The organism is Streptomyces sp. NPDC088350, from assembly GCF_044753545.1.
In the GTDB taxonomy this organism is placed as follows: domain Bacteria; phylum Actinomycetota; class Actinomycetes; order Streptomycetales; family Streptomycetaceae; genus Streptomyces.
On sequence record NZ_JBIVNL010000023.1, the window covers coordinates 62,781 to 76,382 of the forward strand.

12 protein-coding genes are annotated in these 13,602 nt (G+C 71.3%); 7 read left to right on the forward strand and 5 right to left on the reverse strand.

Translation table 11 applies throughout. From position 1 onward, the window contains the following. Positions 1-7: 7 nt before the first annotated feature. The 3 genes from ACIQBL_RS46945 to ACIQBL_RS46955 all read right to left on the reverse strand — a co-directional run bounded on the left by ACIQBL_RS46945 (position 8) and on the right by ACIQBL_RS46955 (position 3,622). Complete coding sequence (locus tag ACIQBL_RS46945) at positions 8-985, reverse strand: zinc-binding alcohol dehydrogenase family protein (RefSeq protein WP_401954940.1); 978 nt, start codon at positions 983-985, stop codon at positions 8-10. Between the two features lie 80 nt (positions 986-1,065). Then, positions 1,066-1,986: a zinc-binding dehydrogenase gene (locus ACIQBL_RS46950; RefSeq protein ID WP_401954942.1), complete on the reverse strand. Its 921-nt coding sequence runs from the start codon at positions 1,984-1,986 to the stop codon at positions 1,066-1,068. Between the two features lie 154 nt (positions 1,987-2,140). After that, the gene (locus tag ACIQBL_RS46955; RefSeq protein ID WP_401954944.1) at positions 2,141-3,622 is read right to left on the reverse strand and encodes a DHA2 family efflux MFS transporter permease subunit; all 1,482 of its coding nucleotides are present in this window, start codon (positions 3,620-3,622) and stop codon (positions 2,141-2,143) included. A gap of 216 nt (positions 3,623-3,838) precedes the next feature. Here ACIQBL_RS46955 and ACIQBL_RS46960 point away from each other — a divergent pair, with 216 nt between their 5' ends. The 7 genes from ACIQBL_RS46960 to ACIQBL_RS46990 all read left to right on the forward strand — a co-directional run bounded on the left by ACIQBL_RS46960 (position 3,839) and on the right by ACIQBL_RS46990 (position 11,710). Beyond that, on the forward strand, positions 3,839-4,297 hold the full coding sequence (locus tag ACIQBL_RS46960; protein ID WP_401954946.1) for a MarR family winged helix-turn-helix transcriptional regulator: 459 nt from the start codon (positions 3,839-3,841) through the stop codon (positions 4,295-4,297). Positions 4,298-4,338: 41 nt separating this feature from the next. Beyond that, entirely contained in the window at positions 4,339-5,358 is a 1,020-nt protein-coding gene (locus tag ACIQBL_RS46965; RefSeq protein ID WP_401954948.1) for an LLM class flavin-dependent oxidoreductase, read from the forward strand. Positions 5,359-5,483: 125 nt separating this feature from the next. After that, positions 5,484-8,732, forward strand: coding sequence for an AfsR/SARP family transcriptional regulator (locus ACIQBL_RS46970; protein ID WP_401954950.1), 3,249 nt, complete (start codon positions 5,484-5,486; stop codon positions 8,730-8,732). 184 nt (positions 8,733-8,916) lie between these two features. Further along, positions 8,917-9,738 carry a BTAD domain-containing putative transcriptional regulator gene (locus ACIQBL_RS46975; protein WP_401954952.1) on the forward strand — a complete coding sequence of 274 codons (822 nt, stop codon included), beginning with the start codon at positions 8,917-8,919 and terminating at the stop codon, positions 9,736-9,738. 112 nt (positions 9,739-9,850) lie between these two features. Further along, positions 9,851-10,300, forward strand: a complete 450-nt coding sequence (locus tag ACIQBL_RS46980; protein WP_401954954.1) for a nuclear transport factor 2 family protein — start codon at positions 9,851-9,853, stop codon at positions 10,298-10,300. Continuing rightward, positions 10,297-11,400, forward strand: coding sequence for an alkene reductase (locus ACIQBL_RS46985; RefSeq protein WP_401954956.1), 1,104 nt, complete (start codon positions 10,297-10,299; stop codon positions 11,398-11,400). Before ACIQBL_RS46980 ends, ACIQBL_RS46985 begins: the two co-directional genes overlap by 4 nt. Before the next feature lie 10 nt (positions 11,401-11,410). After that, a complete protein-coding gene (locus ACIQBL_RS46990; RefSeq protein ID WP_401954958.1) occupies positions 11,411-11,710 on the forward strand; it encodes an antibiotic biosynthesis monooxygenase family protein in 300 nt (99 codons plus the stop codon). A gap of 70 nt (positions 11,711-11,780) precedes the next feature. Here the strand turns inward: ACIQBL_RS46990 and ACIQBL_RS46995 are convergent, their stop codons facing one another. After that, entirely contained in the window at positions 11,781-12,497 is a 717-nt protein-coding gene (locus ACIQBL_RS46995; protein ID WP_401954960.1) for an SDR family NAD(P)-dependent oxidoreductase, read from the reverse strand. 163 nt (positions 12,498-12,660) lie between these two features. Further along, complete coding sequence (locus ACIQBL_RS47000) at positions 12,661-13,566, reverse strand: MBL fold metallo-hydrolase (RefSeq protein WP_401954962.1); 906 nt, start codon at positions 13,564-13,566, stop codon at positions 12,661-12,663. Positions 13,567-13,602: the final 36 nt, after the last annotated feature.

Genomic DNA, 13,602 nt, shown 5'->3' on the forward strand with positions numbered 1-13,602 from the left:
CGGCTCCTCAGGGGACGAGTACGACACGGCCCAGGTGTGAACGGCCTTCGATGATCCGGTGTGCCTCGGCCGCGTCGGCCAGCGGCAGCCGGGCGTGTACGGCGACGCGCAGATCACCCGCCGTGACCAGGCGGACCAGCTCCCGGCGGGCCTCGGCGACGCGTTCCGGGGCGGCCCTGGTCCAGACGTCCAGCGATGTGCCCACCACGTAGGTGAGACCGAGGAGTTCGGTCATCGAGACCTTCGCGACCTCGCCCCCGGCACCGGCGAAGCCGTAGTAGACCAGGCGACCGTACGGCTTCAGCAGCCGTAGCCCGTCGTGGAACACCGAGCCCTCGACACTGTCCAGGACGATGTCGACGCCCTGCCCCCCGGTCAGCTCACGGACGTGGTCCGCCCAGTCGGGCCGGCTGTAGTCGACGACCTCGTCGGCGCCGTGCGCGCGCACGAAGTCGGCCTTGACAGGCGAACTGACGGTCCCGATGACCCGGCCCGCGCTCCGGAGCTTCGCCAGCTGCGTCACCAGGTGCCCGATGGCGCCTGCGGCGGCGTGCACCAGTACGGTCTCGTCCTTGCCCAGCCGGGCGGCGTCCAGGACGCTCCAGGCGGTCTGGGCGGTGGAGCCCAGCGCGGTGGCGGTGGCCGCGTCGACGGAGTCGGGTACGGCGAGCGTGCGCGCGGCGTCGACGACGACCTGGTCCGCGTACGCCGCGGGCACACCGAAGGCCACGACCCGGTCGCCGTGCCGCACTCCCTCCGTGTCCGGGCCCAGGGCCTCCACCCGGCCGACCACGTCCCCGCCGGGGCGCCCGGGCAGCGGCGACGGGAACGGGGTGGTGTTGCCACGCAGTTGGGTCTCGATGAAGTTGACGCCGACGGCCTCGGTACGCAGCAGCAGTTGCCCCGGGCCCGGGGCGGGCACCGGTACGTCTTCGAGGCGCAGGACGTCGGGGGAACCGTGCTCGGCGTAGCTGATCAGTCGCATGGTGAGTCCTCGCGGTGCGGTGGCGGGGGTGTGCCGTCCTGGAAGCGGTGCGGCAGTCAGTCGTACGGTCCGGGCCGCCCTCAGATGGACAGGACGACCTTGCCGTTGATCTCGCGGGAGTACAGGGAGCGGATGGCACGGTCGGGATCGGTCCACGGGGTGACCAGGCCTGGTTCGGCGACCAGCCGTCCGGTCGCCGCGAGGTCCACGAGGAGACCGAGGTCGGCCGGTACGGAGCGCCGCGTGACCTCGTCGAGCAGGAAGAGGTACTCCAGCCGGACCCCGGGCCGTGCGTGGCCCCAGTCGGCGGGCAGACGCAGTTCGGCGCGGACGGTGTTGCCGAACACGGCCGCCACACCGCCGGCCCGCAGCAGCTGGTAGCCGGCGCTGAACACCTCGCCGCCGACGCTGTCGACGAGAATGTCGGCCGAGGTGGTCGGCGGGGTCTCGTACCCGGTGACGACCTCGGCCCCGAACTCGGCGAGTCCCGCTCCGCGTGCCGGCGAACTGACCCAGGCGGTCACCTCGGAGCCGCCCGCCCGCGCCAGTTGCACAGCCAGCCGGCCGACTCCACCGCTCGCCCCGGTGACCAGGACCCGCTTGCCGAGCAGCCAGCCGGCGCGCTGGAAGGCGTAGAGCGCCGTGAGTCCGGCCACCGGCAGCGTGGCCGCGTCGGTGTCCGTGAGGCCGTCCGTCAGCACGGCCATGCGGTCGGTGCGCAGCGCCACGAGCTCGGCCCACGCGTTGTTCTCGGCCAGGCCGGCGATCCGCGCTCCGGCGGGCGGTCCGCTGCCGTCGGCCGCCGGCCGCAGCACGGTGCCCACGACGTCCAGGCCGAGGGACGAACCGACCGGGCGATGGCGGGCCAGCAGCAGGTCGGCCCGGTTGAGGGCGGAGGCGTGGACCTCCACGAGTGCCTCGTCGGAGCGAGGGCGGGGATCGGGCACGGACCGCAGTTCCAAGGCGAGCGGCTCGACTCCGGTGGTTACGAGTGCCTTCATGCTTCCTCGTCAGCGCAGTAGCGGTGGATGTCCTGAGGTGTAGTCCCGCCCACTGGATTCCTGATCCAGCGCTCATGGGGCTGGACGGGCAGGAAACACGTCGGCCCGCCCTGGGGGTGGTGGGCGGGCCGACGAGGGAGGGGCTGGTCGGAGGTCAGGCGCGGGTGGACTCCGGGACCGTGTCGTGTTCCTCGCCGGAAGGCTGGGGCTGCTCGGGTGCGGACGCGCGGAACGGGCCGGGCAGCGTCAGCGCGGCGAGCGCGGCGACGGCGCTGAACGCGATCACCACCCAGTAGCTGCCGCCGTACGCCCCGGCCGGGTGGCCCGTGACGTCGTCGAGCCGCTTCTGCAGGGTGATGGCGATGACCGCGATACCGAGCGCCCCGCCGATCTGGTTGAAGATGAACAACGCACTGGTGGCCCGGGGCGCACTGGCCTCACCGACGGCCCGGTACATGAAGGCCATCGTGCCCGGCGCGGTGAGACCGATGCCGAATCCGGTCAGCGCCAGGGCGAACGACAGCCATGCGGTGCTGGTGTCCGAGCCCACCTGCGAGAAGGCGAGCGCGCCGAGCGCGGTCACCGCCATACCGACCGTCGAAGTCAGCCTCGCGGTGACCTTGGCCGCCGACTTGCCCGAGGTGATCGCGCCCACGGCACCGAGCACACCGGAGGGGATCAGGAGCAGCCCCGCGTGCAGGGCGCCGAAGCCGCGGGACTGCTGGTAGTACAGGGGGGTCAGCAGCAGCAGGGTGTTGGCGACGGCCCCGACGAAGAACATCGTGATGACGGCCATGGTGAAGCCGCGCTTGCCGAACATGCGCAGGTCGATGAGCGGTGTCACTGTCGTGCGCAGCGCGTGCACCGCATAGCCGATGAGGAGCAGGACGCCCGCACCGAATGCGACGAGCACTTCGGGGGATGTCGCGTCGCCGGAGTGGGCGGCGGTGGTGAAGCCGTAGACCAGTGCGGCGAAGCCGGGGGAGAGCAGCACCAGCCCGAGGACGTCGAGGCGTTCCTCCGGCCGGCCCCGGTGTTCGTCGGCGGGCAGGGTGCGCAGTGCGAGCACCAGGGCGAGCAGGCCGATCGGCAGGTTGATCAGGAACATCCAGCGCCAGCTGACCGCATCGACGAGCACACCGCCGACGACGGGGCCGAGGATCGGGCCGAGGGTGAGCGGCAGGGAGATGAGCGCCATCGCCTTGGCCACGCGCGCGGGTCCCGCGCGCGTGGCGAGCACGCTCTGCACCACGGGCACGATCATGCCGCCGCCGATGCCCTGGAGCACCCGGAAGGCGATGAGGGACTCGATCGACCAGGCGAAGCCGGACAGCAGGGAGCCGAGGACGAACAGCGAGACGGCCACGAGCCACATCGTGCGGCCGCCGTACCGGTCCACGGCCCATCCGGCGAACGGTGTGGCGACGGCCACGGCGAGCAGATAGCCCGCAGTGACCCACTGGATGGTCGACAGGGGGGAGTCGAACTCGCCGCCGAGCGTCTTGAGGCCGACGTTGACGATCGTCTCGTCGAGCAACGCCATCAGCAGGGCGAGCAGCAGGACGCCGGCCATCCGCAGGAACGCCGGATCGAGCTTGTCGCTCGCCGTGGTGGATTCGGGTGTTCCGCTTGTCATGCGTACCGCCTGGATGTTGGTGGACAGTGACTTCCACCGTAGAGATAAATGACGGTGCACGCATCTATTTTTGAGCCAGATCTCTGTTTGATCTGTTCCTCGCCTGTCGGTTGGGGCAGAGTTGCCCGGGAAGGCGCCTGAAGAACGCATGCATACACAAGGACTATGCATGAAGGCGGCTATAGTGGAGGAGGAGCGAACGAAGGGGAGGCGGACATGTCGGCCGATGAGCGTGCGGGGCGTCCCGACGAGTTCGACCTGTGGCGTCGGCTGACGCTGATGGTGGGTCAGCTCAACCAGTCGCTGGAGCGGACGCTCGCGAGCGAGTACCAGATCTCGCTGCCCGAGCTGATGGTGCTCAACGAGCTCCGGTTCGGCCATGTCCGGGGCACGCGCGTTCAGGAACTGTCCGCCGCGGTCGGGCTCGACCAGTCGTCCATGAGCCGGCTCGTCACCCGCCTGGAGAACAAGGGCCTGACCACCCGGGTCTCCTGCGAGCACGACCGCCGAGGCGTCTACTGCATGCTGACGCCCGAGGGTGCCGAACGCTGTGAGCAGGCGGAGGCCCGCTGCCGTGACGAGCTCACGGGGCTGCTCGATGTCGCCTCGTTCGACGACCGCTGGGCCTCACTCGTCGCCCGCCTGAGGCACACCGCGGCCGGCGCCACCCCCTAGACCGCCCTCTCCTCACGGCCTCAATCGTGAAGGAGACCCGCATGAAACTGTCCGTCCTGGACCAGTCCGTGGTGCCCGAGGGCGCCACTCCGGCCGCCGCGCTGCACAACTCCCTGGACCTGGTACGCCTCGCGGACCGGCTCGGCTACCACCGCTACTGGTTCGCCGAGCACCACGCCACGCCCTCCTTCGCCGGCCCCGCGCCCGAGGTCATGGTCGCCCGGGCGGCCGCCGAGACCAGCCGGGTCCGGGTGGGCTCCGGGGGAGTCCTCCTGCCCCACTACAGCCCGCTCAAGGTCGCCGAGGTGTTCCGCGTCCTCGGGGCCCTGTCGCCCGGACGGATCGACCTCGGTATCGGGCGGGGCACCGGTGCCGGCAGTATCGAGGCGCACGCCCTGGCGCCCGGCTCCGCGGTCGACGGCGAGGACGACTTCCCCCAGCGGCTCGCGGAGCTCCTGGCCTTCCTGCACGGTGGATTCCCCGATGGTCATCCCTACGGCCGCATCCAGCTCATGCCCACCTCCGGGGCCCCGGAGGTGTGGCTCCTGGTGGCCAGCACCGGCAGCGCGGAACGCGCCGCACGACTCGGACTGCCCATTTCCGTGGCGCACTTCGGGCGGCCGCAGATCACCCGTTCCGTCGTCGAGGCCTATCGGGGGGCCTTCGACGGCAGGGGCGGTTCCAGGCCGCGCATCCAGATCGGGGTCGGAGTCTACTGCGGCCCTACCGAAGACGAGGCCCAGCGCGTCTTCGCCAGTCAACGGCTGTTCAGGCTGCGTATGGGACGCGGGCTGCTGTTGCCGCTCCCGTCGCCCGAGGCCGCGCTGGACGGTCTGCGCGGAGAGACGGAGCCGCTCGCCGACGAGGTGGCCGACTGGCCGCGCTGCGTCGTCGGAGACCCCGACCATGTGCACAAGGTGCTCACCTCCATGGCGGAGGCGCTCGACATCGACGAGTTCATGGTGCTGTCCACCATCCACTCCCCGCAGGACCGTATGCGCTCCTACGAACTGCTGGCGCGGCGCTTCGGACTGGTGGGCGGTCAGGCGACTGTGTCTTGAACTGGAGCTTCAACTGTTTGACTGGCTGAGACCTGGATCACACGTCGGCGGTCAGGTGTGCGAGCGGGTCCTACTGTGACGACCGTGCACGGCCGACCGTGCACAGGGTGAGCTAGCAGGCAGGTGTGCGCTTGAACGGAGAACGTGCTTCTACCGACTTACGAATACTCGGGCCGCTGGCGATCCGACTGGGGGGACGTGAACTGACCGTCTCGTCCCCCAAACAGCGAGTGCTCCTGATCTCGCTGTTGATGAGGATCGATCAGGTGGTCACCACCGACGAACTCATCCGGCGGCTCTGGGACGACCAGCCGCCCCGGGACACCCGCGCCGCGCTGCACGTCCACACCACGCGGCTGCGAGCCCTGCTGAGAACACCGCCGGACACTGGCGGCAGCCCGGTCATCGAAACCCATCCGGGCGGCTACCGGCTCACCGTCGACCCGGCCACCCTCGACCTCATACGCAGCCGCCGTGCCGCGGAAGAGGCCCGGGCCGCCCGCGGTGAGCGCGACACCGCTCGCGAACTGGCCGCTTTGGAACGTGCGTTGGCCGAATGGCGGGGTGACCCCTTCGGGACAATCGCCTCCGTTTCCCTGCAGACGGAGGTCCTTCCGCAACTCGTCGAGGAGCGTCTCAGCCTGGCCGAGCGACGCTTCGCGCTCGTGCTCGGCCTCGGCGGAGGCCCCGACGTCATCCCGCAGATCCGCGCCCTCACCGCCGAACACCCCCTGCGGGAACGGCTGCGCGAGTACCTCATGCGTGCGCTGCGGGGCACCGGGCAGATCGCCGTGGCCCTGGAGGAGTATCGGGACTACTACCGCATGCTCGACCGCGAACTCGGCCTGCCGCCGGGACAGGAACTCCAGCACCTGCACCGGCAGTTGCTGGCGGAGATCGGCGAACTCCCCGACCTCACCGCACGCCGTGCCACGCCGTCGGCGAGCCCCTCACGTGCGCCGTCAGCCCTGCGCCAGCCTGTGGGAGTGCCGACCGTCAACCCCGGCGCGCCCTGGGTCGTCCAGCGCCAACTGCCGCCCGAGGCAACCCACTTCGCGGGCCGCGGGGAACTCCTCGAAGACGTGGTGAACGCGCTCAACCCACGGCAGCGAACCGCCGTCCCCCTGGTCAGCCTCGTGGGACCGCCCGGCATCGGCAAGACGGCCCTCGCCCTGCGCGCCGCCCACCGGCTCGGCTCCGCCTACCCGGACGGCCAGTGGTACATACGTCTGCGCGATCCCCGTGGTCAGGCCCGCCCGGTCCACGACATCATCGCCGAACTGCTCTTCTCCTCCGGCGCGGACATCTCTGCACTGCCCGCCGAACGCCATCAGCTCACCGGAGTGCTCCGCAGCAGGCTGGCGGAACGGCGTGTCCTCATCGTCATCGACGACGTCAACGACAGCCAGCAGGTGCACGATCTGCTGCCGGGCTCACCGAGCTGCGCCGTCCTGGCCCTGCACCGCGAGTACCGCCCCGACCTGGTCGCCGTCTACGGGGCCCGCAGCTTCACCCTCGACCTGCTCTCGCAGCGGGAGAGCGAGGAGGTGCTGACGGCGGTGCTCGACCGCCCGCAGAAGACGGTGTCCCGGAAGGCCGTCGCCGAACTCGTCGAACTGTGCGGCAGGCTGCCGCTCGCCCTGCGCATCGCCGCCGGGCACCTCGCCGGCCGGCCCTGGCGCTCCGTCGAGTCCTTCGCGGAGGCACTGCGCGAGGGAGACCCGTTGGAGCTGCTCGCCCTCGGCGACAGCCCCGCCACCGCCGTACGGGCCGCGTTCAGCGTGGCCTACGAGTCACTCCCCGCGCTGTCCCGGAGGTTCTTTCGGGTCCTCGGCATCGTCGGGGGCATGGCCTTCACGACGCGTACGGCCGCCCAGCTCGCGGGGTGTGAACCGAGGCTGGCGGAGCAGCTTCTCGACAAGCTCGCCGCCGCCCAGCTGATCGAGGCCGAGGCCTGCGACACGTACCGCTTCCACAATCTCATCGCCCTGTTCGCGGCGGAGCGCGGCGTCGAGGAGGACAGTCCCGAGGACCGGCGGCAGGCTCTGAACCAGCTGTGCCGGTGGTATCTGCACCGGACGGACGAGGCCGTACAGTCCTGCTACCCGGGCTTCCTGCGCGTACTGCGGCCCGACCCGCAGGTCCCCGTGCGCGAGATCTCCCCGCAGGCGGCCCAGGCGTGGCTCCAGGCCGAGCAGTCCAACCTGGTCACCCTCGTTGTACGGGCCGCGGACGACGGGCTCGACGAGGTCTGCGTACGGTTCGCCGACATGCTCCGCGGCTACTTCTCACTGGGCCGACTCCAGACGGACTGGCTTACGGTGGCCCAGGCGGGACTCCGCGCCGCCACCTCGCTCGGCGAACCACGGCTCAAGGCGGGGATGCGGCTCAACGTCGGCCTCGCCCTGCAGGGACTCAACCGGCTGGGCGACGCCGCCCGCGAACTGCGCGCTGCCCACCGCGTGTTCATCCGGCTCGGCATCCGCGACTTCGAGGCGGTCACTGTCAACGCCATCGCCATGAACCAGCTCCAGCGGCCCAACAAGGACATTGACGGCGCCGTCACCCTGCTGGAGCGGGGCTTGGAGATCAGCCGGCGGCTGGAACTGCGCCAGGTGGAAGCCCGCGGCCTGCTCTATCTCGGCATGGCCCGGCACAGCCAGGGCCGGCTGCGTGCCGCAGAGGCCCACTTCGCCCGCGCCGCCGCGATCCTCGAAGAGGACGGGGCACGCCGCTCCCGGCCCGAGGTCCTGGCCCGGCTCGGTGCCGTCCGCGCCGACCTGCGGGACTGGGACGCCGCCATGTCCGACCTCAGCGAGGCGCTGTCGCTCAGCGAGGAGTTCAACGCCCCGCACTCCTCGGTCCTCGCCTCCTCCGGACTCGCCCAGGTCTATGCCTGCAACGGTTATGTCGACCTCGCTCACCAGCACGCCGAGAGCGCGGCGGTCATCGCACGGGACCACGGCTATCTCGCCCCGGAGGCGAACGCACGCACCGTGCTCGCCGGGGTGCACCTGATCCGGGGCCACTCGGCCGAGGCCCGCGAGGAGTTCGGCCGGGCCCTGCGGATCGCCGAGAGCATCGGCCACCCGCAGGCTGAGGCGCACTCACTGATCGGCCTCGGCAGGCTGGAGCTTGACGAGGCGCGGCGGGCCGAGGCGTACGAACTCGGCATGCGTGCCTCCGCAGTGGCCCAGCGCTCCGGGCTCCGGCTGCTCAGCGCACAGGCCTCGGAACTGTGCGGGCGGACCGGTCTGGCTCCGGCACGTGTCGGTGCAGGCCCGAACGAAGCCGAGGGGGACCAACTCGTGGACAGGAGGCAGCTGCCCGAGGGCTTCGACGGACGGGCGCTGTTCCCGGACTGCAATGCGTGAACCAAAGGGCGAGTTGATTCCGGGGCGTCGTGTCGCCGCAGTGTTGCGGCGCGATGTACGGCGTGTACGGGCGGGGACACGTGAAAGGGCGGTCCGGCCGGGGTGAAAGGCCGCCGAAGGGAAGCCGTAAGGGCCGGGCGGCACGATGGTGCCCGCCCGGCAACCGGCCAGCCCTGGAGGCGACATGTACGCACGGATCCTCGGCCCGCTGACCCTCACCGACGGTCTGCGACCCCTGACTCCGCGGGCCCCGAAACAGCGGCAGCTGCTGTCCCTGCTGCTCCTGCACGCCGGACAGGTCGTCACCGTCGAGGAGTGCGTGGACGAGCTCTGGGACGACGCCCCTCCGCACAGCGCGCACTCCACGCTGCAGACCTACGTCATGCAGATACGCAAGACACTCAGAAGCGCGGGCGGGACGGCCCCCGCGGACCTGCGGCTGGAGACCCGGGACCGCGGCTACCTGCTCGCCGTGCACCCCGGCCGGCTGGACCTCCAGCAGTTCGAGAAACTCGTCGACCAGGCGTCCATGGCCCGGATCGCCGGTGACCACGCCCGCGAGTCCGCGCTGCTGCACGACGCCCTCGGACTGTGGACCGGCAAGGCCCTCGCGGACGTCACGTGCGGGCCTCTGCTGCGGATGCGGCTCAGCGGGCTGCATGAGACCTGGCTCGGCACCCTCGAACAGCGCATCGACGCGGACCTGCGGATCGGCCGGCACCACCAGCTGATCGGTGAACTCAGCGTCCTCACCCGGCAGTACCCCACCTACGAGAACCTGTACGCACAGCTCGTGATCGCGCTCCACCGGTCCGGGCGGACTGCCGACGCCCTGAATGCCTTCGCCCGGCTGCGCCGGACCCTCAACACCGAGCTGGGCCTGGAGCCCTCGGCCCGGATGCGAGACCTCCAGACCGACCTGCTCAACTCCGCCCCACTCGCCGAGTCGGTGTACCTGCCCGCTCCGGGAGACGCCAGCCCCGTCGCCCTGCGGTCCGCGGGCTGACCGGGCCGGCCGCATGCCCAGTGGAGCCGGACTCCACGCCCGCTCCACCAATGCCGCCGAACCTGGCACGGACAGCGCCCGACCGGCGACCCTGAACCGAGGGAGGAAGACCGTGACGCGGACCGCACCGTCGGACACGCAGACCGTGTCCCACCTGGACTACGCGGCCATCATCCAGTTCTATGCCGGACACGCACAGTTGCTGGACGCCGGCCGGGCCGAGGAGTGGGCCGAGCAGTTCACCGAGGACGGGACGTTCGCCCAGAACGTGAAGCCGGGCGTGAAACAGGGCCGCGCCGACATCGCCGCGGGCATGCGCAAGGGCATCGACGCCCTGGCCACGCGCGGCCTCACCCGGCGCCACTGGTTCGGCATGGTGGCCGCGGAACCCGTCGAGCCCGACATCGTACGCACCCGTTACTACGCCGTGGTGTTCGAGACGCCGCGCGGCGGGGAGCCGCGGCTGTATCTGAGCACGACCGCCGAGGATGTCCTCGAACGCGAAGGCGACGGATGGCTGGTGCGCAGCCGGTACATCACCCATGACGGGACCGACGCATGAGCACGCTGTTCGACCCGGTCCCCTTCGGCGCCCTCGAACTCCCCAACCGGCTCGTCATGTCCCCAATGGGCCGCGGCCGTACCACCGTCGACGGCACCCCGCTGCCGGTCATGGCGGAGTACTACGCGCAGCGGGCCGGCGCCGGACTCGTCATCAGCGAGGCCACCCATCCCAGCGCGGTCGCGGTCGGACACGCCCACAGCGTCCGGCTGCACACGGCCGAACAGGCCCGCGCCTGGGCCGGAGTCGTCGATGCGGTGCACCGGCGCGGCGGGCGGATGTACCTGCAGATCATGCACGCGGGCCGGATCAGCCACCCCGACCTGCACGGGGAGACCCCTCTCGCTCCCTCCGCGGTACGGGCCGACGGAACCGCCCGGGTCTTCCGCGGGCAGCCGGCCTATCCGGTGCCGAGGCCGATGACCGAGGACGACATCGCCCGTACCGTCGGGGACTTCGCGCGCTGCGCCCGCACCGCCGCAGAGATCGGCTTCGACGGCGTCGAGATCCACGGCGCGAACGGCTATCTGCTCCACCAGTTCCTGGCGTCGGCGACCAATCTGCGCTCCGACGCCCATGGCGGAGACGTCGCGGGCCGGATTCAGTTCGCCGTCGACGTCGCCCGGGCCGTGGCCACTGAGGTCGGGCCCGAGCGGGTCGGGATGCGCCTGTCGCCGGGCTTCCCCCTCAACGACATGTCCGAGCCGGACCGTACGGAGACGTATCCGGCGCTGCTCGCCGAACTCGGCCGGCTTTGCCTCGGCCACGTCCACTTCGTCGCGGGCAGCGACACCGAACTCGTACAGCGGCTGAGCCGCCTGTGGGAGCGCACCGTCATCGTCAACTGCGGTACCGGACCGCTCGACACCGACTCGACGCTCGCCACCGCCGACCGGGCCCTGCAGGACGGCGCCCACCTGCTGTCCTTCGGACGGCAGTTCCTCGCCAACCCCGACCTGCCCGACCGACTGCGCACCAGGGTCCCGCTCAACGCCTGGCAGCCCCCGTTCTTCTACGAGGGCGGCGCCCGCGGCTACACCGACTACCCCGTCCTGAGCGAGACCGCGCCCGACACCCCCGCCGTAACGGCCGCACACTGAGGAGACCCCCATGGTCGTGTTCGTCAACAAGCTCACCCTGATCGGCGACGCCGAGGAGTTCGAGAAGCGTTACGAGGCCGTCGGCGCCTTCATGGAGACCCAGCCCGGGCTCATCCGCTACTCCCTCGTCCGGTCCGGCAAGGACTCCTCCGTCTACTTCAACCTCGCGGAGTGGGAGGACGAGGAGACCTTCCGCAAGGCCCTCGCGGAGCCCGAGTTCCGCAGCCGGCTCGACGCGCTCACCGGTCTCATCAAGGGCGAGCCGCACCTCACGGTGCCGGTGCGCCAGGGACAGCCGGTGCAGCTCTGAGCCCTGACACGAGGAGCGGGGTGCGGGCGACGGAGCCACTCCGCCGCCCGCACCCCGTCCCGTGGGTCCGTCAGAGGACCCCGCCGTCCACCCGCAGCACCTGCCCGTTGACGTACGAACTGTCCGCCGAGGCCAGGAACAGCACCGCCCGGGCCACCTCGTCGCCGGTGCCGGGACGTCCCGCCGCGAGTGTCGGGGCGAGCCTCGCCCACAGCTCCTCGTTGCCGATCAGCGCCCGGCCCATGCCGGAGTCGATGTACCCCGGCGCCACACAGTTCACGGTCACGCCGTCGGCGGCCAGCTCCAACGCCGTCACCCGGGTGAACGCCTCCACCGCGGCCTTCGACGCGCAGTACGCGACGGCACCCGGCATGGCCCGCGAGCCCAGCAGGGAGGACATGGTGATCACCCGCCCGCCCGGCGACTTGCGCACATACGGCAGGGCCGCCCGTACGGTGTGGAAGACGCCGTGCAGATTGGTGTCGACGACCTCGCTCCAGTGCTCGACGGACAGTTGTGTGACCGGGCCCGGCCGGCTCAGGCCCGCGTTGGCGACCACGATGTGCGGCCCCCCGTACCGTTCGTGGACGGTGTCCATCAGCGTCCGCATCGAGTCCGGCGCCGTCACGTCCGCCTTCAGCACCGCCACACCGCCGCCCGGATCCTCGGCCGTCTCCCGGGCCGCGGCGACCACCGTGGCGCCCTCCGCAGCGAGCGCGAGCGCCACGTCCCGGCCGAGCCCACGGGTACCCCCGGTGACGACGGCGGTCCTGCCACGCAGTTTCATCTGTCCTCCACAGCTTGGGCTTCGGGGCTCTGCCGAGCGTTGGCGTCCCGGCTCGTGCCACGGCGGAACGGCACTGGAGACGACGCCCCCGCCGGTCCAGCGGATCTGGAGTGCCGCTCGACCGAGCGGGGAAACGCTCGGCGCCATGGACTCCTCCGCGGCCTCAGGCCAGGCACTTCAGGGGACGCCCTCCGTTGAAGGCGACCATCTCCCGCATGGCCGGGGTCGACGGGATGTGGGCGCCGTGCACCCCGCCCACCGCCTCCTGGAAGGCACGGTGGAGGTTGCCGACCAGGCGCTCCCGGTCCAGGAGCGCCGCGAACGCGCCCTCATCCGCGCGCCGCGCCGTCTCCAGCGGGCTCAGTCCGTCGGCCAGACCCCGCTCGGCCAGGCCGGACACCCAGCGCAGGTACTCCTCGACCGAGTCGAGGAGTTCGGGCCCGCCGACCGGCCCGTGGCCGCCGACCACCACCCGGGGACGCAGCGCCCGCAGCCGCGCCAGGGCCTCCAGGGACCCGGTGAGCGAGCCCATCAGCACGAACGGCGCCGCTCCGGAGAACACCAAGTCCCCGGCGTAAAGCACCCGTTGCTCGGGCAGCCACACCACCAGGTCGTCCCCGGTGTGCGCGATGCCCGGGTGCACGAGATGCGCGGTGATGCCGCCCAGGTCCAGCGTGGCGCCGTCGCCCACGGTGGACGTCGGCAGCACGGTCGGGGTGTTCCCCCAGTCGACGTCCGGCCACAGCGACTGCAACGCCGTACCCCTGCGCAGGAGTTCGGCGGGGCCTCCCTCGTGGCTGACGAGATCGGTGTGCGGGCCGGCGAACACATGGTTGCCGAAGGTGTGATCACCATGGTGGTGAGTGCTCACCACGATCCGGCGCGGCCCGGGGGCCAGCGCGTCGACGGCGTCCCGCAGCGCGAGTGCCCGTTTCTCGGTGGCCGCCGTGTCCACCACGAGCACGGCGTCCTCGCCCACCACGATCCCGGCGTTGTTCACGCACCAGCCGCCCGGCGCCTGGACGTACGCGTGCACCCCGTCGGCCACCGTCACCACTGTCCCCGACACGATCCCTCCACCTGTTCGACGTGATCCGTGCCCCCG

What these genes read in the sequence shown, in the direction of transcription:
- ACIQBL_RS46990 (WP_401954958.1), top strand. Translation starts at nt 11,411, where the DNA reads ATGGTCGTGTTCGTCAACAAGCTCACCCTGATCGGCGACGCCGAGGAG.
- ACIQBL_RS46985 (WP_401954956.1), top strand. Translation starts at nt 10,297, where the DNA reads ATGAGCACGCTGTTCGACCCGGTCCCCTTCGGCGCCCTCGAACTCCCC.
- ACIQBL_RS46960 (WP_401954946.1), top strand. Translation starts at nt 3,839, where the DNA reads ATGTCGGCCGATGAGCGTGCGGGGCGTCCCGACGAGTTCGACCTGTGG.
- ACIQBL_RS46945 (WP_401954940.1), bottom strand. Translation starts at nt 985, where the DNA reads ATGCGACTGATCAGCTACGCCGAGCACGGTTCCCCCGACGTCCTGCGC.
- ACIQBL_RS46955 (WP_401954944.1), bottom strand. Translation starts at nt 3,622, where the DNA reads ATGACAAGCGGAACACCCGAATCCACCACGGCGAGCGACAAGCTCGAT.
- ACIQBL_RS46995 (WP_401954960.1), bottom strand. Translation starts at nt 12,497, where the DNA reads ATGAAACTGCGTGGCAGGACCGCCGTCGTCACCGGGGGTACCCGTGGG.
- ACIQBL_RS46965 (WP_401954948.1), top strand. Translation starts at nt 4,339, where the DNA reads ATGAAACTGTCCGTCCTGGACCAGTCCGTGGTGCCCGAGGGCGCCACT.
- ACIQBL_RS46975 (WP_401954952.1), top strand. Translation starts at nt 8,917, where the DNA reads ATGTACGCACGGATCCTCGGCCCGCTGACCCTCACCGACGGTCTGCGA.
- ACIQBL_RS46950 (WP_401954942.1), bottom strand. Translation starts at nt 1,986, where the DNA reads ATGAAGGCACTCGTAACCACCGGAGTCGAGCCGCTCGCCTTGGAACTG.